This is a genomic window from Paenibacillus sp. FSL W7-1279, from assembly GCF_037969845.1.
Lineage (GTDB): Bacteria > Bacillota > Bacilli > Paenibacillales > Paenibacillaceae > Paenibacillus_AQ.
Genome location: NZ_CP150215.1, coordinates 1,204,935 through 1,227,117, shown reverse-complemented (window position 1 = coordinate 1,227,117; position 22,183 = coordinate 1,204,935). Strand labels below are relative to the sequence as shown.

The following is a 22,183-nucleotide window of genomic DNA, read 5'->3' as shown; positions in this document are numbered from 1 at the left end:
CGGAAATTCACTTCAGATTGCCAAGTTGAATGAACATGAAGATACCTCCAGTATCTACGTATAATGATATCTTGTTTCAACATGCTTTCAATATTTAATGCATACCATTAAAAAATCGAGCGATACAACTCGGAAGGATTGGATGCTACCCTACCCGATAGGTGAATCAACACATCGTCTACGCGGTTCAGAAGCTTCTGAAGCCGCGAGGCATCCATGTGTTGAAAAATTGAAGCATCATTACAGCCGACCACAAAATTAAGAGTATGAATGAACATCACCTTATCCAAATCCGGGATGGAATTCTGTCCCGTAAGCTGGATGACATCCTGAAGCGAAAAGTAAGATGGAGAAAACATGCAATTATTCTCCTTCATATACAATGCCTTGAGCATACATCCTAAAGCTCGATCACTAAACAAGATACATACATGAGCAGAGATCGGATGCATCAACCGTGCTGCTGAGTTCATATAGATCTGTACGTAATGCTGCATCTTAATCATTAATTTGGAATCAATAGAGGATTCTTGAATTTTTAACAGCCTATCTTTGCTATCTCTGCATTCATCGATGGAGGTTAAATGATTCACATACGCCAGCTCCTAATCCGTTATTGGCAATACCCCAGCTGCGACTGAATTCCTTTAATGGTCTTTCCAAAATTGCAGATGCATAAAAAGTATTTCTAGCTCAGTTGATCAAAAAGAGTAAACATAAAGAAGTCAATACTCACTTAGGATGTATAAATAAATACAAACTACATACAATATTACCGTATAGTAGTAAATTATTCAAATAACTTATTATCTATGTATTATTATGAATCAAAACATTCCCTACACTTCTATTAAAGAGAGGTGTAACGATGCCTGATGTCTTAAAATTAGTCGGAGCACGTATAAAGGATCTTCGTAAATTAAGAGGATTATCTCAAGAAGCATTAGCAGAAAAGGCTGGCTTTAATATAAGTTATATAGGATTTATTGAACGAGCCGAGCGTAATGTTTCCATGAAGAATCTGGCGAAGATTGCTAGTGCATTAGATGTCGGAGTGTATGAGCTTTTTACATATTTGAAAGAACAAGAAGAACTGCCAGAGGAATCGGGTATGAAAGACATTATCTCTTTACTAAGAGAACGAGACCCGAAAGATATTGAGATGGTCCGAAATATACTATTTGAAATTTTTCGGCGGATTGATGGAAATAGTTAAAAAAGCTGATCGGATTCCGATCAGCTTTTTTTAGAGTTATCACCAAAGATTATAAAATCGATTGAGCTAAGCCTTTATTCCCGTGTCGACCGGTCTTATATTAGTAAATTAGAGAACGGAGAAAAAAGCGCCTACTTTGTTAACGATTACGGCATTAGCAAGGGGGCTTCATGTTAAGGCTTCGGTTTTGATTGAGGGGTATGAGAGGGAGTTGGAGAACATCCTCTCAAGCTGGTGAATCCCCAGTATGTTCCATACGTCCGCTTTCTACCTGTCCCTCTCCATTACTTTGCCGACAGAATCCTTCGAAATAAAGTAACTCGGTTGCCTTTTCCATGCTCGCTAGCTGAAAGAAAAATATTAGTCTATAGATAGTTGGTCAATAAACAGAATCAAATTCCATTTGTTAATATACAACCTGGAAGAAGCTAAGCTTTCATTTTCTAAGATGGTTCAGAAAATCCATATAAGCTCTGTGCCTCTATTATAGTGATAGGTCGGTTTGCATTATGGTGTTTGTCTAATAAAAACAACCATAAAAGGGTTGCCTTCTATGGCCGAATATGCTTGATCTTATTCAATTCTTGCCACTCAACTAGTTCTTAATATAAACACAAATTTACCGCCAATCACCTGATCCTGCTCATTCACAGCTTATATACACGCCTTAAGCACCGTCACCCAGTCACAAAAGGACACCTGATGCAGTCCCAAAAATGCTCCTGATGAGCAACTAAGTGATGGTACGCAATTAGCTTAGCGTTGGCTTGGCCCTAGTCGGTACATCCACATTCTTCAAATTCTTCACTTCCCCTACCACGTCCATTCAAAATAAATTCTTGAAGACCCAAGATGATAAAATTCATATTCAACATTCAACTTATAACAAGGATCCCGACAACTAATTGTCCGGGATTCACTTAATGAAGTTTACCTCCATTTAATGCTTATGATGATAATATTTTAGGATGGGGTTAAGTAAAGGGAACAACTATATTCCTCGCTACTTTAGTTAATATTACAATCATTATGAATAATTCTATTCTAAAAATGGTCGTAGTATTTCACTTCTGCTTAATTGTCGTAATTTCACAAGAGCCTTACTTTCAATTTGCCTTATACGTTCTCTCGTTACTCCGAATTCATTACCAACTTCCTCTAATGTCCATTCTTCGTTATCAATAAATCCATATCGCAATAAGATAACTCTTTCTTGTCGGGGATCAAGTGTTTGTAAGGTTTTTCGAATTCTGCATTTCATTTCTTTTTTGTTAATATCGAAAAGCATTTTTTCCTCTGTTATGCAATCATCATAAAAGGTATGCTCCTCTTTTTCCATTATTTCCTCGATACTTGCGAACGTATTAAGATATTTAAGATATTCTTTTGCTTCTTTTTCACTACAATTCAGTTTTGCGGACACTGCTGTTAACGTCTTTCTGTTAATATCACCCGAGTTAAATTCAATGAAGCAATTCTGATTTAGAAGATCATATATCCTGAACAATTTATCTTTTACATGCACAGGAATGTATACAGAAGGATTTAATGCGGGTGCATTTCGCAAAATATTTTGTCTAATCCACCATGGGGCGTATGTAGAAAATTTGTCAAACCTGCCAATCTCATATTTATCTAAAGCAATTACTAAACCCACGCAGCCATCTTGTATTGTTTCTGCTAGTGGGAACTTATACCTCTGATAATGCCACAAAGCAATTCTAACAACTGTTCGCAAATACATTTCGATAATGCGTTGCTTTGCGAATACATTATTATTCTTAGCTTGTAGCATCAAATTCTCCCACTCCCTATGTTGTGGTGGCTTTAATTGACGGATCGAATCAATTAATGGAGCTAAACTTTCATCAATCGCTACAACTTCTAGAAATAGCTTGTCGTAATCTATTTGACTACGATCATAATCATCTTCGTCATCATCCGAGTTCTCATCAGATTCATCATTAATTATCACACCTATAGAAAGAAGATGCTCACATACATAATCTACTTCATCCAAAGATAAGCCATGCCCAATAATCTGATCAAGAACACTCTCCTCAGAAACATATCCTTTAATTTTATAGGCAATTTGCAATTTTTCAATTATCTCTTGATATACTGAGTTGACTGTCATTGTATCAACTTCTAGCTAAGCGACATAAATCTAAGATACTATCAGTGCTTATAGCTTGGTTGTAACGCTCATCGAATTCTTCTAAAAAATCGTAGAGATTTTTTAGATAGTCATCATTATTACTAGCAGTTTCAATGAGTTTCTCATACAATATATCAACACCGCCCCGAACATACTGCTCGTATAATTGTTCATCAGATTGAGCCTTTTCACTACCATAATGTCGAAATGCCTTATTTATACGTTCGTCAAAGTTTTGTTCATTTTCCTTATCTAAAAGCATTATTAACATATAATTAAACTTGAGATCTGATTGTTCACGCATTAAAATATCCGGAAAAATTTTTGTGGTTTCAGTACCTTTATCTAAATCCGCCTTGCGGCCATATAAAAACCCTATAATTGGTGCAACAATGTAAACATCAAAATTTCTCGCAAATAGTTGAATATCTCTATCAAATTTAGCAGTAAGTTTAATCACTTTTTCAGCATGTTTACCTTTAAAAGAATATTCTTTCTCAAACAATCTCATCACCTCGGCAATAATTGAGTTTCAAATTCATTCTTTTTATCAAATAGATATCGCATACCAACTTTTTCACCCATATTTGTCTCAGCAATTTCGCCGTCTGTATCTTTAATAAAGATAATAACCTGTTCAGCGACTTTAGGTAATGCATCACATACAGTTTGAATTCTTGTCTTATCAAATGCAGACAATGGAGCATCCATAACTAGCGGATATGGTTCAGACACCAACATCTCATTTTCAGGATTTCTACTTTGACGAGCCATTTTAATAACTCCAGAAATGAAAGCGAAAATAACTGAGATACTTTGTGCAGTCGATGTCTCCACATCTTCGTTAAAGCCTTCAAAATCGTTAACTACTACCTGAATGTTGTATTTTTCATCAATTGAAAGTGAGAATCCACCGTTATAAATGTTCCTAAAGATTTCATTCACATTTTTTTCAAGCTCCGCTCTTGTTTCAGCTTCTTTATCTCTATAGAGTGAATCTAATACATTGTACATATATTGCGCATACGCTTTGTATATTTCTATCTTTCTATTATTTTCATCTTTAAGAGTTAGCTCGTTTCTTTCTGTGTTACGTCGATCTCTCGATGTTTCTAAACTTCCCTTTTGCTGATTTAAACTATCCCTTTCATCACGAAGTTTTCTTAACGAACCTTCATATCTCATCAAGTTTTTTTGAAGTTCCCCTATCTTTTCCATCCCTTGCAGCTTCTCTTCAATAAGCTTTATTTCTTCTTTTGCCTCTGCATAGCTGCTCTCAAAATCACGGATTGCAGAATATTTTTCTGTAATATCTCCAAACAAACTCTCTGAACTTTTACACTTCAACTCACAGTCTCTTACAAATTGTCCGATTAAAGTACCGATTGATTGTGGTGGTATAAATTCCAATACCTTATGTAATTCCATATAGGCTTCATTACCCACCCGAATTCCACAGCCACAGAGGCATGTTCCACGCTTTATTAAATATTCTATAGTTCTTGCATGAATATCAGGGATGCCCTTATCCAATTTATCCGCTTGCGACAGTTGATTCAGAGAATCCTTAATTAATTTTCTTGCAAAAAAAGCGGGAGCATCTTTATTAAAAGTCTTCAAAAGGGAAGAAGTGTTTGAAAGCTTAGACTGCACCAAAGCTTGTAGTTTTTGACGAAGTCGTTCTTTCTCTTTAGCCAAGCGTTCACTATCGGCATTGGCCTTAATTTTTTCGCTTAATTCACTACACTTTTCTTGAGCAACACTCTCTTCACTTTCAATTTCTTCCAGTCTCTTTTCGATGCCTGTAATCTTGTTGTCGTATTCTTCTATTTCTTTCGTATACTGAGCGATTTTACTATCGCTCTTTGAGTCATAGCTTTCATCATAGCTTCGAATAACAGACAACTTAGGAGCACGGCCTTTCAGATGATCTAGCGCGGCAGTAAACGCACTTAGCCCCAATAATCCCCTGACTGCCTGAGCAAATTCTTGACTCTTGCCTTTTCGAATCTCCTTACTCATATTCCCAATACGTTCGCCATCGAAGAAGAAGTATTTGGAAAGTTCTTTAGGTAAGATTTCTTTCATTCGTAAATCTGTCTCTAAATCTCTTACAAATTCACGCTGACCATCACTATTTTTATAGGCTATCTTAAATATAGTATTATTAGGTCGCTTTAAAGTTCCGGTTCCGTCCTTTGTATAACGTTGTTCACGAATGACAGTATAATCTATTCCATTATGTACTAAGCCCAACTCAACTCTAACGGTTTCTTCTGAATTTGGAAGCATTGTTTGAGCAGTGGCTTTACAAAGCATCGATTTATCGTCAAAATCAGTATCCCCGTATAGACACCAGGTAAAAGCCTGTGCAAGTGTAGTTTTACCTGCACCATTCTCCCCCATGATTACTGTAACGTTTTTTATAGGGTCAGTTGCAAATGATATAGTCTGTTCGTCTTTAAATTGTCGGAAGTCTTTCAGCTTTAATGTTCTTAGTAGCATTGCACTTCCTCCTCAATCATTTTCTTAATCATCTTTACCATTTCACTGTCATTATACTGCTTTGTTTTGATGTTCTTCTTCTCCCTCATTATCAATTTTGTCAGCATTTTTTGTGCCTTTTCTGTATCAACTTCAATACCATTCAAAATGGTTGGATTATTACTCTCCATAATCAAAATCCTCCTCAAACGTAAACAGGTTCTCGTTAATAGAATAAGCCTCTTTTATTTCGTCTAAAACAGATTCAGCCTCAAACATATTCATAGCGATACGCGTAAATTCCCCAGCTCTGCACAGTTCATTTTTCACCAAAGCAATTTCCTTTTTCATCTGTTCCTCTGTCAGTGAAGGGACTTCGTTAAGAGGGCGGGGCAGTGTAATGAAATCATATATTTCCGCATACTCCTTACCCTCGGCTAATCTTAATACACGACCTCGCCGCTGAATATACTCCTTAGGATTAGTGGTACTTGCTAAGATAAAAGCAACTTTTATTTTCGGAATATTCACGCCTTCATCAAGACACTTTATGGCGATTAAGACTTGCAGGTTATCACCATCAGCAAACTCTTTCTTTAAAATCTCCCGTTCCTCAACATTTTCCTTTGAGGTAAACTGAGATACTCTCATATTGAGTTTATTTCCAAGTAAATCTGTGACAACATCAATTTGTCTTAACTCTTCGTCATCTACACTAGTATTATCTTGATTATCACGAAGTAGCTTTGTTGCACCACAATAAACTAGAAGATGCCTGTCAAGTTGATATGGCTCAATATATTTCTCTAGTTTTGAAATTTTATCTTCTGCGCCTGCAACTAACCTTGCCCTGGCTAACGCAAGAATTTTACCCTTTTCGCTCAACTTTATTTTTCCATTTTTTCCTTTTATTAAACACTTACCCATTTCAAATGTAAGCTCTGAATATTTTTGAAGTTCATTCTCATTAAGAGTAACGATGATAGGGTGATATTTATACCTCGTTAGTTTCTTTTCTTCAATTGCTCTATCCAGTGAATACTCTATACACTTATCTCCGAAATAAGAAAATAATCTTGCAGTTCCTTCTTCATCGTTATGTCTATCGAGTGTTGCTGATAATGCGAGTCTAAATGCAAACTTTTCACTTAGTAATTCACTTAAATATTCTGCGCCAAAATTGTGAGCCTCATCTATCAATAACAGAGCATTACCTCTTATTTTATGAACTTGTTCTTGTACATAGTTCGATGAAAATGTTGCATTCGTGCAAATAAAGCAAAAAAATTCTTTATTTCTAACCTTTATTTTTTGATCTCTTACGGCATCTTCCAAACGTCGTTTCCAATCTTTTTGAGAAGAAGCACTATAACCGATAATTGGTTTTATATTAAATTCAATTATATCTTCAACCCATTGTTCCACCAAATGTTGATATGGACAAACAATTATTACAGCAAGTTTGTTTGACAGCTTGTCAGATAATCTTGTTAGGGCTCCTAATCCAGTAAAGGTCTTGCCTGTTCCTGTTGCCATATCAAAGATACCCCGGTAGTTACGCTTTTCCCATTCATCAATAGCTTCTATTTGATAATCATGCAACGCAACATTTTTAGGTATACTTGGTCCTACTCGATATTTTGTTACTTTCTCTAAAATTAATAATTGCTTATCATCAAATTCATGATTATCTAAGTTGTAATTAGGTATCGCTTTTTTATATTTATTGATAATCTCATCTTTTAAATTCGGGAAATCAATGATCCGTATATTAGGTTCATTGTCATTCCAAATGGAGTTAAACGCTTTTTCTTTAGCAGAGACCCTGTCCTCGTCACCTTTCCAAGAGCAAAAGACATCAATAGCTTCATAGTTTAATGTCATAGCTGTAGCAGACTCATTCATCGAGCCAGAAAATGCAACTCTGTTACCAAAATCATCACTGATAATACCCATTTTTTCATGATACATTCCCAAACTTCTCTTATCTTCAGTAAAGGCTATTTTAATATCCAGTATCTTATCTGAAATAAGATTAGCCAATAAATTCAGCCTGCCTTGCTCATACATATCTGTCGCTTCTTTAAGTTCACGCACTACAGCCTCTTTAATTATATTATCTCTCAATTCATACCCTTTTCGTATTGCTTCCACATCTTCCTCTGTCAAATATGGCGAAGCCACTAAAAGAATACTCCCACCTCTTTGGGCTAGTGCGGATATACCCTTAGATATTTCGACAAGTGCAGAGGATGAGAAGAATCCAACTGCTCTTTTATATGATACTGCTTGATCTAATAAAGGAATAAAGAAATCCTTGGTAACATTGTCAATTAGGGACCGATATTCTCTTTTAATTTCTATGTCCTGTAAGCTCATTGCTTCACCTCTATTTCTACATCTCTCTCTTGAATACTTTTTATATTCTGACATAAAATCAATCTATTAAATGTTGAATGTCTCAGTTTATGTACTGAACTTTCTCTATAATATATCAAAAGAACTAGAAAAATATTGTCATTGAGAATAGATTCGACATGAAATCAGGTCTATAGTATTAATTCTACAATATATATCGGTTCCCTTCCTTAATTCACCAAATAAAAAACAAATAAGGCGTCTGGTAGCCAACTCAGTACCAGCGCCTTATTATAGTTATCTATCATTTAAGAAAATGAACAAACACACGGTATATCCGCATCTGCTTTAAATAAAAACTTCTCAAATCCCTCATTTTCCATAACTTCACGGAACTCTCTCATGGTATAAGACCCACCATTCTTCTTAAGGATAGATACATCCTTTTGTAGGGTTGCTCTAAACCGTTCTTCCATTTCTTCTTGTTCCTGATACCTTTCCGGCCAAATTGCATATAAAAGTGCATAATGCTGATAACCGCCTCGGACACATCTACCGGCGCAATTAGCATGGGAGAAACCCTTAATACCATATTTTAATGCTATTTTAGCATTTTCATTATTTTCATTAATCGCTAATTGTTCTGCGATATTGTACATTCGTGGCAGCTGAATGCCCCATTCATCACGAATAATTCCTTTGGCATCAAGATCTTCCCTGAATAAATCAATTAATGGAAACCGTGTCTCAATAGGCTCAAGTGGGAAATGCGCATAAAATTCTTTCAAATTCTCGGCCCGGTGCATCTCATGTGGTCCAATCCCAAAGTATAGAATGGGCTCTAAATTCTTTTGGTTCCTTAACTCATCTTCTAAGAAAACTATTGTCTGTCTTACCTTAAGTTCCTCAGAGCACTTTGCCAGTCTAGCGTTGCCTAAGAAGCGTTCATCATAAAAAACCTCCTCCGGTGTTCTTCCATCGAGCCTTTCTGTTATTTCTAAACCGATATGTTTGGACACCTCGTCCATAAATCTATAATTATCTTCATCTTCCCATAATGTGTTGGTAAAGAATAAAATACAATTTTCTTTTCCGTAAGTTTGAACCATATGATAAGCGACATAAGCACTTCCAGCACCACCACTAAACATCGCCACGTGTACGACTTTTTTTTCTTCGACCTCCATACTACCCCTCCTCATTAACCACGTAATTTTCGAATATCTTATAAATGAGATATTCGAGTTCTTGACGTGGTACATTTCTTCCTGCTGTTTTAATCATTCTTTCTAAATTGGTATAAATTGTGGTGGATTTCACAGATAGATCGACTTTATTTATCATTTTTCTACTATTGTTTAATTCAATAGTAACTATTTTCTCATTATCTAGCATAGCATCCTCTTTAGAAGATGAAAGTAGTTTAAAATCATGCTCCAATTGCTTTACGAACAAATCGTAGGTTGTGTCTGACCATTCCGTTATCCCAACACCTATATAATCCTCAGCAAATCGGTCTATCCATGTTACCTCATCCACCAGTGATGTATACATCTTATCAATCAATTTATTATTAAATTTATTATTATTTAACTTTTGTTCTTCAACCCAATATTTCAACTCTTCAAAACCTGTTATTCCAAATGTTTTAATTATATTATCACTTAAGTCCTTTTTAAGGAGTGACACAAAGTTCTCACCATAATGCTTAAGAGATAATATTCCATCGAAATTATTATGGTAAAGAGTATATATTTGAGCAACCGTTTGCTGGGGATCAATTTCTGATCTTTTGATGTAATTTCTAAATTGCTCAAACTCATCCTTAACTTGTTCCGATGTTTGAACTATTCTTGGTAGAGACCGTAACCATTTCAACAGTGTTCCACATATATAAATAAGCCTTGGTTGATTAGTAAGACGTGTCTCTAAGTACTCTTGAAAATACATCTCAATCTTGTTGAAAAATTCAATATAATCTAGATTAATATTCTCATAAACATACTTATAATTTTCAGGACCTGCTTCTACAATAATATCGAATACTTTAACTCCATTAACCCCTGGTACAAACATGTCATTTCGATACAACATGAACTCATTCCATCGGTCCCTGAGCAGAGCCACAAGAAGTATTGGGATTAACGGTTTTCGAATACCAAATGGCGGTGCAGTAAATATATTTATTAAATCTTTTAGATTACCGGTAGGTTTTTTTTCCAACTTCTCAATTAACTTCGACCTTAGTATAGAAAAAGATTCGTTCTTTATATTTGAGTAGTCCAATTTGTTTACATTTTGATCAAACTGATCATTATTTTTAAAGATGGATGCATATAATGCATATTCCGGTCCATTTCCAATTATCCCAAATTGACTGTTTTGGGGTTCTGTTAAAATTTTATCAATTAATAATATGGCTGCATTTCGTTGTGCTCCTGAAATTGAGTTTCTATTAAAGGAATCATTTAACACCACTGGTGTATTCTTATATAAACGATAGCACCTTGCGGTTAGAATTTCTGTCAACTCAAATTCTGATTGGATTGATACTCTTTGGCCTTGAAGATACCATAAATGAGCTATGTTGAAGGAAGTTATTTCAGATAAATATTTTGTAATTCTGTACTTGGACTCATTCATAAGTATCTCTAATTCTTCCTTAATACCCTTATCTTCCGAGAGTAACAACTTATTTCTTTTAAGCAGTTCCAAACCAATGTAATTGTGGATTTCGCTTTTTATTTTATCAACTGGTTCAGGGTGTAAAAAATACAAACCAGATTCAGATTGCTTACTCAAGTCACCTAATACCTTCTCCAGAGTGTCCCTAGCTGCGAAATCTTCCGGTATAACATAATAAATAGTAAGATCAGAGAATTGTTCAGTATGCTCTAACCTATTTTGCAAAATGTCTTCTGCGTACACTAGCTTAATAGCTGCGAACCTTGTCATCCCCTTCTCATCGTTGTATCGTTCAGGGAAATAAAACTTCTTATGCAGATTATTTTGTAAAACCTCAATCTCTCTAGATTGATTAATTTTAAGTAATTGTTTTTCATTTTCTAATTTTTCATGTAAATCAATTGAGTTTCCCGCAAAAAGTTCCCAATAATCATTCACTCTGTTAAACCTAATAACTTTGTTATCAGATAATGAAGATAAAATTTTCGAAAGCTGTTCTTCATCAATCTGTGTCGCGAATTGCAAAAAATCTGTTGTTAACTTTTGATCGCTTTGCACGGCACACAAATTCCAAAGCGTTATTATTTTAACTAAATTCATAGCTATCTGCTTATTAGAGATATCTTGAGGTAGCCGTGCCATTGCTTTTTTAAATAAAAGAATATGTTCAGAAATTTCATCATTACCGAAGTCATTTGAATCAGGAAAAAAGAAATCAAACAATTGATGTGCCAAATAATACTCATTAGTTTTATCGATGTGATTTACCAAACCGCCTGTTTCATGACTCTCTAAAAAGGTGAATAGTGTTCTTTCATTTTGTCCGAATACCCGAGTTAGATTAGGCAAAAGAAATATGGAAACTGGATGGAGAGGAAACATACCTCGTATTACCAACTCATCTCGCTCTGTTTGATTAATACTTGGAAATAAGGGATATTTCCTCATCGAACTCTGTGTCTGAGTAAATTCACTTGCTGATATCCTAGGCTTTTTTTCAATATTTTTAGTCATTATGATTTCAGCAATCCTAAGAAACGTCGCTTGATCGCTCTTCACTAGATAATTGTTAAAGCGCTTTTCAATACGCTGGAACTCCCTAGCCGAGTCATTATTTAAATCGTTGAAATAATGACGTAAACTCTTATGGGCAATCAATAGAAAATGGATGAAATTTGATCTATTTGCAAGTTCCGAAAGGTCTTGAATATCTTGCATTGCTTCATTAAATTTAGAGGAGCTAAGACCTTGCAAAAACCTTGCAAATTCATCGTAGACAATAAAAATGCCCACATTGTTTTCTTGCATTACCAGAGTTAAGTATTCCATTTGAGATAAAAAGCTATAGTCATAATCAATGTCAAACGAAGCACCAGCTGTAAGAAGCGGGTATATACCCGAAAAATACTTGATCTCCTTCTCATCTTGTTTTTTAATTTCCTCAATCCATCTAACTAACTGCTTCCCATCTTGCTCCAACTGCATATTAAATTTTTTGTATGTTTCGGGATAAGTATTTTCCCATATATTTATAGAGTCAAGAATCTTTGTAGCTAACCCAGGCAATACCACTTCTATACCTTGATCTTTTAGCTGTTTCAACACATTAGACAAAATAGTCTGCCTAAATCTACCCTCATTACCACTAAGTAATATTGGTAAATATGTGACAGGTAAATTACTAACTTCTTTTATTCTTGTAGCAATGTGGTCGTCTACTCGATCAAATTTATTAACTAACATAGAAATGTCGTTGGTGTTTATTAATTTCGCTACTAGACTTCCTATTAGATTTGCCAAAAGTGATTTGCCGGTACCATATGGACCAACAATGATATGTGAACGATTGGCATCTTTCTCAACAAACCCTTCAATGATCCCCCTCATTGCCTCTGCATGAGATGGAGTGGGGATGTAATTTTTTATAAACTCGACATTTCCGATATCAAATTTTATATTTACACTTGACTTGAAAACCATCTCTAGAAAATCATCCTTTCAGAAGCTCGCTCTTCAAATATTCATTCGGTGAGACCTTGGCTAATTTTACATAATCTAAGTTATTGGTCCTAACATATTGAATAGGATAGCGCTCATGATTAGTTAGAATATTGAGAACCTCAATCACTTTATTGCGAGAAAGATTAAAAATTCTCCCTAAAAGATACTCACTATTAAGTATTTCATCTACACTAATAAGGTCTACCTCCGTTAAAGCTTGGTGAGTAAGTAAAACATAATACATGGGGATAATGCCTATATTATCAATATCAGGACCTAGTTTTTTAATAATGTCATATCCTTCACCCGAATGTTCACACTTAAGTAGCGATAATCTAGAAAACGGACAGAAAATAACATTTTCCGGATCATTCTCGTCGGGAGTCTTAGTATAAAATTGAATCAAACAATCAATGTCCCTCTTTAATGATTTTTCCGAAATCTCTTTTATTTCGTTTTGACTTACCCAAGTGACAAATGAATTTAACAATTCAGGTTTACTTACAGATGTCTCTTTATATTTGTTAAAATACCAATCAAAAATCGTAGATTGATCATTTATATTTCTAACCAAATTGTAATGCAGAATGGAAATCGTTTCATTCATTTGCAAAAGTTTGTCTTTATCATACAAAATTCGCCCCAATTCTGTTAAATAATGGCCCTTTAATCCTTCTTCTGTTCTTTCTTCAAGAACATTAAAGGCAAAAAGCCAGTACTTCAACGATTCGACCATATTCTTACCTAACCCGATAGTCTCAAAAGCATTATCATTGAAGAAAAATCTACAATCCTGATCTACAGCCCTTAACCCTTTACTAAACCACTTATCCCTTATATAAAAACTCTGATGTCTTGCATAAGCCATCCAATTCACTTCCTTAACACTAGTCGTTAGTATAATCATTCCTGGGTAGCAGTCTCCAGCAATGATTATACTACATTCTTCTAAAAAAAAACACTCTATATTCGAACATATGTTCCGAACGAATTATAAAAATTACGCATATGCGTACCATGTTATTCTTTATCATACGATATCTTTATAAGTGAGTCAATTGTGGAGGTGATTTTCTATGAAAAAAAAGGTAGTAGTAGAAATAAAAAGGTTACTTAAAGAAAGAAATATTACATTACGTGAATTGTCACGTCTTACTGATATTCGACACGCTGCATTAAGTGAGCTCAGTAATCAAAAACGAGAGAGTATTAGTTTTTCACATATTGAAAAAATCGCTAATGCTCTAAATATAAAAGATATTCGAGAGATCATTGATATTATAGATGTAGAGTAAAGAAGTTTATCTATAAACAACAACTCTCTTTATCACTTTCTTCATTCATTTTTTTCATCCAAGTTATTAACGAAGTAAAAAGCCCCATAAACATCAAGGGCTTTTTACTATCTGCATTCTATAACCTCGTAGTAACCACACCCAAGCCGTCTTCTTTTATCCCATCCAATTTTACTCCAAGTCCATTCACCGACTGTCCGGAAAGAAACCTAGGTTTCCCCCATCCACTTGCCTTCGTCGAGCCTCAAAGGGATAAATCTTTTTGCTCCAGTCCCATGGCGACGAAGCGCAGATTGGCCGGTATCTTTGGACATATATTCTGTACGGTAAATCATTGCCTTCCACGCCCTTCATAGTTTTCTTAACCAATTGATAACCCTAAAACAGTGAACACAGCAATAATAAATCTTTACGGCCATGCTCTCCGTTCAGCTGATAAATTCGATCCTTTTGTTAGAGAATACATAAAAAGACACTTGGCTAAATGCCGAAAGTGTCTTTTTATGTCGAATTATCGCCTTGCTAAATAACTTTTTTCATATCAATCATCATATAATAGATTATATCCAATATATTCCCTATTCTATATACCGAAGATTCCATTGCATAATGGATTTAAACTTACTAAGCAACACACCGCCACACTCTCCACATGCAACGTATGCGGGTACATGTATTCTTTGTTTGGACTCAGTGTACGTTGGTTAAACCCTTGATTTATAAGGGTTTTAACCATGGCATATTGTTCTATTGGTTTGAGTTTGATTGCTTGTTGACGATGTTAGTCAACGATTCGTCAACAAGCATTGTTAACCATTTCGTGCGCGCCTTATTATGATTCATGTTACTGCAGAAAAAGACTATTTATTCCTCCCTGCTATAACTACATAATTCTCGTATGTTCAACATTTCTCACTATCTCATTCAATGTTTTTGTTGTAAAGTATTGAATATAACACATGGCTTGAGAAATTACGCATGCACTTTATTCTAGTTACGATAAACAGTTGGTTAGGTGATAAAACGTGGATGAAGTAGATCTTGTACATAAAATTCGAAATACTTCGGTTAGTTTTCGCTTATGCCCGGATTTATGGCATTCAGAAGACTTTGATTGGTCCCAAGTGGTCTTTCATGAAAAAAAATTTCTTAATACCGATGGCTCAGCAATGCACGACCATATGAATGAGCTCCCCATAACTGCAGGTGGCATATACTTTTTTTACATTAGACCGGGTATACTTCCTAATACAGAATATTTAGTTTACATTGGGAGGGCCCAATTTACTAACAGCCAAAACCTTAAGAAACGTTGCAGAAGTTATTTTCAGAAATACCCGAAAGAACGTCCAAAAATAAACACCATGATTAGGGAATGGGGACCTTATCTATACATAAAATATATTGAGATGACCGACAATGACACTATAATGTCACTTGAAAAAAAACTAATTAATGCACTTGTCCCACCATTTAATGATGAAATTCCGAATAAAACCATAAAAAGAGCAGTTGACGCTTTTTAATAAGGAAGTGGAATAATGAAATTACCCGCTATCCGTGGAAAAATTGGAGTATGGAATTACTACGTTTCCACTATGAGTTTTAGGGATGTTGCTCTTTACGTAAAAGAAATAAACGATGAGCTGCATAAATCTACTACTCTGAGTAAAATGATTCAACGAAGCATAACAGATAACTATAAAAAAATTAAAAGTTATATTCTTAATCAGGATGAACGGTTTTTTAATTCACTTGTACTAGCAGTTTATGATGGCCACCCCCAATGGGTTGAGGTAGAGATCAACTATGACGATGGTGAAGAGTTCTTCAATATGGGCTTTTTGAGACTTAATGGTGAGGAGAAGATCTTTCCTGTCGATGGACAACATCGTGCTGAGGGAATAAAACGTGCAATAGAGGAAGACGAGAGCTTATCGACACAAACTGTACCAGTTATCTTTATAGGACACAGTACAGATGAAGAAGGAATGCAAAGAACACGGCGATTATTCAGCACACTAAATCGCTACGCCAAACCAGTTAGTATGAGGGACATAATTGCCTTAGATGAAGACGACGTAGTAGCGATAGCAACAAGGGAACTTTTGGTCGACCATCCACTTTTCGAAAACGATCGCGTTTTGGATTCCAAAGGAAAGCCCATTCCTGATACAAATAAGCTTGCTCTTACATCAGTAATTACATTATATGATTGCAATAAGGAATTATTAAAAAGTTTCAAGACCATTAATAATAATAAAATAGCTCTTGCAGATTACTTAAGATTGCGGCCATCGGATGAAGAAATTGAATTGTTTAAGCAATATGTCTTTGAGTATTGGGATGAGTTTGTAGCGCATTTAACTGTTATTCAAGAATTCGTTGCGATGGAAGGTAGTTCGCCTGCCGAACCTTTTAGAAACAGAGATAACGGTGGCCACCTTTTATTTAGACCTATCGGGCTACTTCCCTTTGTCATAGCTACCCTAGAGATATGTCGTAGAGATAACAACTCAAAAATCAATTCAGTATTCAACAAATTTAACACGATGAACCTACGACTTAATCAAAAACCGTGGATTAGATTTCTATGGAATGATCATGAAAAGAAAGTAATCTCAGGCGACAACCAATTAGTAAAATTACTATTGATGTACATGTATGACCCAGATATTATAAAGGAAAATGAAAAGAATAGTCTTGTTGCAAAATACATAGGGAAACTCGGCAATGTTGAAGAGGCTCAGAACATCCTTAATCAATTAAGCCAATCAAATACAAATAGTTAGCAAAAAAAGAAAAGTAGCGACAACTAATCTGCTACTTTTCTTCGTATTAGCATTTAAAGTATAAAAAAATAAAAATACTAAAGCGCTTCTGCATTAACCAGCTATCTGTTCAGTAGGAGAAGAATAGGAACCTGCCCAAAGATCAATCCAGCTTCACCTTGGAGCTTTGCTGAACAAATGCCCCTTTCCAAGCAACTTCTTTGCTCCTTTTTCCACAAGAGAAATCTCAGAGGTCCCACATTTTCAACACGTAATATCAATCGGTTACCTAGATTATCCCTTAATTGAACCGTCAAAACGTTTGCGTCTGCGCGCTGTGTAGCGATGATCAAGTGAATTCCTGCCGCCCGAGCTTCTCCCCAAGACGTTAGACAATGAAGGAAACAGCGGTTTTATATTCATCTACAAGCATCCATTCAGCAAATTGGTCGTGTATTAGCTTTTCATTGTCTGATACCTTGGCATTAAGTTGTTTGTTTTAATTTCCTTAAACTTTTGGTATCTGTTATTCATCTCAACGAAGAGGGCGGAAAATCTTTCGGAGTTAGAATGGAAATCGGACGAAGTCTACCTATTATTTAACTCCAAAATAACTTTCTGTCACTTAGCAATCCCTTGTACCCCGTCATATATAAATAATGAAATGAATATATTCTCATCTGTCGCTAATATACTTTGCACGCGCGGACCAAGTTCTGTTAAGCAATAGCAAATTCCGCTTTTACCTTTTACCTTTACCTGCCTGGCCAAACCTAAATCGTACAGTCTACGTAGGGGAATATGTTGTATCGTTCTGCATGCTAAAGTCGTAAACTTGATTTAGTGTTTCACTTATTTCACAGTATTATTATCTCCACTTTAATATTTCTATATTAGTAGTATAAGTCCTTTCCAAGGAAGGTGGGAAGTATTAAAATGAGTTTCTCCATCTTCTCAATCTCTTAATGAATAAGTGCAAACACATGGCACCTTATCTTCATTTTGAGTACTCGCTATGGAACATTTGACCCCAGAGGCCTCCCGTTGCGCTCATTTTAGGTGTCATCCATATTTACTTTCGTCAACAATTAGTCAACTCTACAGTTTTCTAGCTTCTGTTTCACATATTTATCTCGTCTGCACTCTCCAATCCCGCTCCACCACTACGATATCAGCCCTTTGTCTCATCCCTCACCAACAACGCCACACTCTCCACATGCACCGTATGCGGAAACATATCCACCGGTGTTACCTCCACCGTCCGATACCCGCCATCCTCCAGCACCCACAAATCCCTTGCCAGCGTGGAAGGATTACAGCTCACATAAACCACCCGCTCCGGCTTCATCTCAAGAATCGTCTCCAGCAAGCGTGGATCGCATCCCTTACGCGGAGGATCGACCACGATGACATCAGCCTCGACGCCCTGCTCTTTCCAGCGAGGAATTACATCCTCAGATGCACCAACCTCGAACTCCACATGCTTCATACCATTGAGCTCCGCATTCGCACGCGCATCCTCGATCGCTTCCTTCACGATCTCGACCCCATACACCTTCTTGGCATGTTGGGCCAAGAACAGGGATATCGTTCCGATGCCGCAATAGGCGTCAATCACGGTCTCCGCTCCGGTTAATCCTGCATACTCTACCGTCTTGCCGTAAAGCACTTCTGTCTGGGCAGGGTTCACCTGATAGAAGGAACGCGCCGAAATCGCGAACTTCACATCTCCGATATAGTCATGGATGACCTCACGTCCCCACAGGACGCGGGTCACATCCCCAAAAATAACGTTGGTCTTGCGCGTGTTCACGTTCTGACAAACGCTCACCACTGCTGGGAGCTCCTCACGGATGGCAGAGATCCACTCATCCACACGCGGAATGTGCTCACCATTCGTAACGAGTACAATCATCATCTCCCGGGTAGCAAAACCGATCTTCACCACGACATGGCGAAGCAGGCCCTGACCTGTCTCTTCATTGTACGCGGTGATGCCTAGCTTCCGTCCGATGGCTTTGACACGGCTGACGACCTCGTCGTTCTGTTCGTGTTGGATGAGGCACGTCTCCATGTCCACGATCCGGTGGCTGCCCCGGGCGTAGAAGCCACCGACCAGGCCACCTTCCGTTACACCGATCGGCACCTGGGACTTGTTGCGGTAGCGCCAAGGCTCGCTCATACCGAGTGTCGGCCGAACGAGGATCCCCTCTTGATCTGATTCAACGCCGGACAAGGCGGGATTCGCCCCATTGGTTTCAGAATTCTCAATGTCCCCTCCACCATCTGTGCCACTCCGCTCATCGCCCACACGCGTCTCTCCAGCACCTTCCGCCTCTCGCACCACCTGCAGCTTCCCGATCCGCTCCAGGTTGTCCACCACCAGCTGGCGCTTCCACTCCAGCTGTCCGGCATAACTCATATGCTGCAGTTGGCAGCCGCCGCATTGGTCGTAGATCGGGCACGGGGCCGCGATGCGGTTCGGGCTCTGCTCGACCAGCTCCAGCAGCTTGGCGTAGCCATACTGCTTCTTGGTCTTGAGCACCTTCACCCGGGCCTTCTCGCCCGGCAGGGCACCATGAACGAACAGGGTGTAGCCGTCCGCACGGCCGACCCCTTCCCCGTCATGGTTCATTCCTATAATATCGATCACGACCTCGTCGTTCTTGGCCACCGGCAGGTCCAGGAGGGCCGCCGAAGCTGCCGGCTTGCCGCTGCGGCGCGTGTCGCTTCCCTTGCGGTTCTTCTTCATGATGTGCTGTTCACTTCTTTCCGTTCAACTTGTCCCTTACTACTCTATATTCCCAATCGGAACACCATCCATAATCGAAGCGGATGATCCTTCCGTTAACCTTCATTCGCTTAAACAACAAAAAGCTCCCCCAAGGGAGCTTAGCGCACAAGCTCACGTCCATCATTATACGGGAGCCTCGTATGTTATTCAATCCATTCAGCCTGCAAATCCAATCATTTACTTACAAGAGCCTGGAGTCTAAGCGGCGATCTCGGCACGTTCCATCTCTTTAAAAAAGATCCATCGCCCCACTCGCCTATCCATCGCTAATGCTATCAGTCCACGCTGAGCCATCTGCAGCAGCCTTCACGCCTTACGCGCCCCATCATGCCCGCATCTCTACCATCCACCATCTCAGCCAAAAATCCTTAAATGCTGCGGCAGGACACGGAACGTGCCCGGCAGAACGCCGCCAAACTCGCCGTCCAGGTTCAGCTGAACCGGTCCCGGAGAGACGACCTCCATATAGTCGGTGCGGAAATGCACGACCCGCTTGTCGTTGATATGCTCGCCGCGCAGGGCGAGCGTAGCCACGCGTACGAACTCCGCCAGATTGCACTTGCGCAGCGCAATGACGTCGAACAGGCCGTCGTCGATGCTCGCGCCCGGCGCGATTTTGTCGAAGCCGCCGACCGAGTTGCTGTTGGCAATGAGGAACACCATGAATTCGTCATGGATCGCCGGATGGCCGCTAGCATTGATGATGAGCTCCTGCGGCGCGAGGCTGACCATTTTCTCGATCCCCTTCAAATAATACGCCAGCTGCCCGATCATCGTCTTCAGCTTGCTTGGCACCTCATACGTAAGCTCGGTCAGCGTACCGCCGCCCGCGATATTGATGAAGTAGCGATCATTCGCTTTGCCCACATCAATCGGACGCGTCTCGCCCCGAATGACCAGATCGCAGTACTCCTCCCAGTTCTTCGAGATGCCGAGCGCCCGCGCAAAATCGTTCGTGGTCCCCAGCGGGAAAATACCCAGCGGAGGGAGATTATCCCTGCCGGCCATCCCGTTGATGACCTCATTAAGCGTACCGTCTCCACCGGCTGCGATCACAAGATCGTACCCGCGCTCCACGGCATCCGCCGCTTCGCGAGTCGCATCCCCCTCTCCGGTCGTTGCATGACAGGAGGTTTCGATGCCAGCACTGTCCAGACGGTGCAATATATCAGCAAGCCGACGCTTCATTTCCTCCCGGCCGGAGGTTGGGTTATAGATTAACCTTGCATTTCTCATTAACGATACGCCACCTACTTATGATTTCAAGGATAGAAGAAGAAGTTTGGCCTGCGACTCCATCCACTGCGGCAGCAGCGGGTGCGGAAGCAAGGTTCTGCCGGAATATCGGCATTCCAGCCCCTCGAGCCGATCAGGTATCACCTTCTCCGTAAAATACCCCTCACTCAAAAAAAGCGGAGCTACGATCACATCGCAGCCGCGCTCCATCCATGCTGTCACCTTGTCCCGAACATTGCCGGGACTGAGTAAAGCATAATCCGCGCTTGTTCCGCTTATCTCGCTAACTCGCTGTGCCAAAGAGTTAATACCCTTTTCCCAGCGGCTGCGAAACAGATCATGCCGGCTGCCGTGTCCGACAAGAAGAATAACCTCCTTCGCAGGGTTCACGGACAGCTCTTTTACCTTATCCCATACCATGGCCGCAATCTCGGGGGCGTCGTCCATCGGCGTGCCAAAATGAACCCGGGACCGGACCCGAAACGGCGCCAGGTCCGTCTCCATGTCCGGAACGGCCTTCGCTCCTATAGCATAAGCTATTTCGTCGACATGTGTGCTGCCGGACGAGACAAATAGAGGAATGACCACAATGTCGGTGACACCCTGGTCTTCCAAGGCCGTGATGCCGTCCTGAATCAGACGGCCCTCTACCAGTTCCAGGTACGAAGATACGACCGGTATATCCATACGGGACGCCAATCTGTGGACGGCTTCGTCCACAAGCGACACCCATTTCTGTTCACGCGAACCATGACTAATAACCAGCACACCCGGCTTCGTCATAAGTTTAACGTCCTAAACGCTCCAGCGTCATTTTATAACCGTCATTGCCGTAGTTCAGGCAACGCTTCACGCGCGAAATCGTTGCGGTGCTGGCTCCCGTTTCTGCTTCAATCTGGTTGTATGTGCATCCCTTGCCCAGCATGCGCGCCACTTCCAGCCGCTGCGACAAGGACTGAATTTCGTTAACGGTGCAGAGATCATCGAAGAATACATAGCACTCTTCCACACTGCCCAGGGTTAATATCGCTTCGAATAATTGATCGATGCTTTTATCATTTAGCTTCTTTAATTGCACTGGATGATCATCCCCTATTGTTACTGTGTATAACACTCGCACTCCCATTGTACCCGAGCGGAACTAGTATTTTCAAGCATTAACGATTTCACGCACTACAGGACAAC

At 39.0% G+C, this 22,183-nt stretch carries 17 protein-coding genes; 4 read left to right on the top strand and 13 right to left on the bottom strand.

What is annotated here, in order from left to right:
- Positions 1–107: 107 nt before the first annotated feature.
- Complete coding sequence (locus MKY82_RS05205; protein WP_339295647.1) at positions 108–359, bottom strand: hypothetical protein; 252 nt, start codon at positions 357–359, stop codon at positions 108–110.
- 509 nt (positions 360–868) lie between these two features.
- On the opposite strand from MKY82_RS05205, the gene MKY82_RS05200 reads away from it, so the two are divergent.
- Positions 869–1,216 carry a helix-turn-helix transcriptional regulator gene (locus MKY82_RS05200; protein WP_339295646.1) on the top strand — a complete coding sequence of 116 codons (348 nt, stop codon included), beginning with the start codon at positions 869–871 and terminating at the stop codon, positions 1,214–1,216.
- Positions 1,217–2,255: 1,039 nt separating this feature from the next.
- Here the strand turns inward: MKY82_RS05200 and MKY82_RS05195 are convergent.
- The 8 genes from MKY82_RS05195 to MKY82_RS05160 all read right to left on the bottom strand — a co-directional run bounded on the left by MKY82_RS05195 (position 2,256) and on the right by MKY82_RS05160 (position 13,770).
- A complete protein-coding gene (locus MKY82_RS05195) occupies positions 2,256–3,353 on the bottom strand; it encodes a sigma-70 family RNA polymerase sigma factor (protein ID WP_339295645.1) in 1,098 nt (365 codons plus the stop codon).
- 4 nt (positions 3,354–3,357) lie between these two features.
- Positions 3,358–3,879, bottom strand: coding sequence for a hypothetical protein (locus tag MKY82_RS05190; protein ID WP_339295644.1), 522 nt, complete (start codon positions 3,877–3,879; stop codon positions 3,358–3,360).
- Between the two features lie 5 nt (positions 3,880–3,884).
- The gene (locus tag MKY82_RS05185) at positions 3,885–5,879 is read right to left on the bottom strand and encodes an AAA family ATPase (RefSeq protein ID WP_339295643.1); all 1,995 of its coding nucleotides are present in this window, start codon (positions 5,877–5,879) and stop codon (positions 3,885–3,887) included.
- Positions 5,870–6,049: a hypothetical protein gene (locus MKY82_RS05180; RefSeq protein WP_339295642.1), complete on the bottom strand. Its 180-nt coding sequence runs from the start codon at positions 6,047–6,049 to the stop codon at positions 5,870–5,872. Before MKY82_RS05180 ends, MKY82_RS05185 begins: the two co-directional genes overlap by 10 nt.
- Positions 6,039–8,237: a DEAD/DEAH box helicase family protein gene (locus MKY82_RS05175; RefSeq protein ID WP_339295641.1), complete on the bottom strand. Its 2,199-nt coding sequence runs from the start codon at positions 8,235–8,237 to the stop codon at positions 6,039–6,041. The genes MKY82_RS05180 and MKY82_RS05175 overlap by 11 nt, the downstream gene beginning before the upstream one ends.
- A 287-nt stretch (positions 8,238–8,524) precedes the next feature.
- Positions 8,525–9,403, bottom strand: a complete 879-nt coding sequence (locus MKY82_RS05170) for a hypothetical protein (protein ID WP_339295640.1) — start codon at positions 9,401–9,403, stop codon at positions 8,525–8,527.
- A gap of 1 nt (position 9,404) precedes the next feature.
- Positions 9,405–12,881 (bottom strand): hypothetical protein, encoded by a 3,477-nt coding sequence (locus MKY82_RS05165; RefSeq protein ID WP_339295639.1) that lies wholly within the window; start codon positions 12,879–12,881, stop codon positions 9,405–9,407.
- Positions 12,882–12,891: 10 nt separating this feature from the next.
- On the bottom strand, positions 12,892–13,770 hold the full coding sequence (locus MKY82_RS05160) for a DUF4007 family protein (RefSeq protein WP_339295638.1): 879 nt from the start codon (positions 13,768–13,770) through the stop codon (positions 12,892–12,894).
- A 208-nt stretch (positions 13,771–13,978) separates the two neighbouring features.
- On the opposite strand from MKY82_RS05160, the gene MKY82_RS05155 reads away from it, so the two are divergent.
- From MKY82_RS05155 to MKY82_RS05145, 3 genes are all read left to right on the top strand, one after another.
- Entirely contained in the window at positions 13,979–14,197 is a 219-nt protein-coding gene (locus MKY82_RS05155) for a helix-turn-helix transcriptional regulator (protein WP_339295637.1), read from the top strand.
- Between the two features lie 1,025 nt (positions 14,198–15,222).
- Positions 15,223–15,723 carry a hypothetical protein gene (locus tag MKY82_RS05150; protein ID WP_339295636.1) on the top strand — a complete coding sequence of 167 codons (501 nt, stop codon included), beginning with the start codon at positions 15,223–15,225 and terminating at the stop codon, positions 15,721–15,723.
- Positions 15,724–15,738: 15 nt separating this feature from the next.
- Complete coding sequence (locus MKY82_RS05145; protein ID WP_339295635.1) at positions 15,739–16,989, top strand: DNA sulfur modification protein DndB; 1,251 nt, start codon at positions 15,739–15,741, stop codon at positions 16,987–16,989.
- 1,150 nt (positions 16,990–18,139) lie between these two features.
- On the opposite strand, the gene rlmD is transcribed toward MKY82_RS05145, so the two are convergent.
- From rlmD to MKY82_RS05125, 4 genes are all read right to left on the bottom strand, one after another.
- Positions 18,140–19,720, bottom strand: coding sequence for a 23S rRNA (uracil(1939)-C(5))-methyltransferase RlmD (rlmD, locus tag MKY82_RS05140; RefSeq protein WP_339295634.1), 1,581 nt, complete (start codon positions 19,718–19,720; stop codon positions 18,140–18,142).
- Positions 19,721–20,116: 396 nt separating this feature from the next.
- A complete protein-coding gene (locus MKY82_RS05135; protein ID WP_009592325.1) occupies positions 20,117–20,998 on the bottom strand; it encodes a diacylglycerol kinase in 882 nt (293 codons plus the stop codon).
- A gap of 18 nt (positions 20,999–21,016) precedes the next feature.
- Positions 21,017–21,781 (bottom strand): CbiX/SirB N-terminal domain-containing protein, encoded by a 765-nt coding sequence (locus tag MKY82_RS05130; protein ID WP_339295633.1) that lies wholly within the window; start codon positions 21,779–21,781, stop codon positions 21,017–21,019.
- 4 nt (positions 21,782–21,785) lie between these two features.
- Positions 21,786–22,076, bottom strand: a complete 291-nt coding sequence (locus MKY82_RS05125; RefSeq protein WP_053489879.1) for a YerC/YecD family TrpR-related protein — start codon at positions 22,074–22,076, stop codon at positions 21,786–21,788.
- Between the last annotated feature and the right edge of the window lie 107 nt (positions 22,077–22,183).

Excerpts from the sequence above, each read along its gene's own strand:
- rlmD (WP_339295634.1), bottom strand. The coding sequence starts at position 19,720 with ATGAAGAAGAACCGCAAGGGAAGCGACACGCGCCGCAGCGGCAAGCCG.
- MKY82_RS05195 (WP_339295645.1), bottom strand. The coding sequence starts at position 3,353 with ATGACAGTCAACTCAGTATATCAAGAGATAATTGAAAAATTGCAAATT.
- MKY82_RS05185 (WP_339295643.1), bottom strand. The coding sequence starts at position 5,879 with ATGCTACTAAGAACATTAAAGCTGAAAGACTTCCGACAATTTAAAGAC.
- MKY82_RS05135 (WP_009592325.1), bottom strand. The coding sequence starts at position 20,998 with ATGAGAAATGCAAGGTTAATCTATAACCCAACCTCCGGCCGGGAGGAA.
- MKY82_RS05155 (WP_339295637.1), top strand. The coding sequence starts at position 13,979 with ATGAAAAAAAAGGTAGTAGTAGAAATAAAAAGGTTACTTAAAGAAAGA.
- MKY82_RS05165 (WP_339295639.1), bottom strand. The coding sequence starts at position 12,881 with ATGGTTTTCAAGTCAAGTGTAAATATAAAATTTGATATCGGAAATGTC.
- MKY82_RS05170 (WP_339295640.1), bottom strand. The coding sequence starts at position 9,403 with ATGGAGGTCGAAGAAAAAAAAGTCGTACACGTGGCGATGTTTAGTGGT.
- MKY82_RS05145 (WP_339295635.1), top strand. The coding sequence starts at position 15,739 with ATGAAATTACCCGCTATCCGTGGAAAAATTGGAGTATGGAATTACTAC.
- MKY82_RS05175 (WP_339295641.1), bottom strand. The coding sequence starts at position 8,237 with ATGAGCTTACAGGACATAGAAATTAAAAGAGAATATCGGTCCCTAATT.
- MKY82_RS05205 (WP_339295647.1), bottom strand. The coding sequence starts at position 359 with ATGTTTTCTCCATCTTACTTTTCGCTTCAGGATGTCATCCAGCTTACG.
- MKY82_RS05180 (WP_339295642.1), bottom strand. The coding sequence starts at position 6,049 with ATGGAGAGTAATAATCCAACCATTTTGAATGGTATTGAAGTTGATACA.
- MKY82_RS05200 (WP_339295646.1), top strand. The coding sequence starts at position 869 with ATGCCTGATGTCTTAAAATTAGTCGGAGCACGTATAAAGGATCTTCGT.
- MKY82_RS05130 (WP_339295633.1), bottom strand. The coding sequence starts at position 21,781 with ATGACGAAGCCGGGTGTGCTGGTTATTAGTCATGGTTCGCGTGAACAG.
- MKY82_RS05160 (WP_339295638.1), bottom strand. The coding sequence starts at position 13,770 with ATGGCTTATGCAAGACATCAGAGTTTTTATATAAGGGATAAGTGGTTT.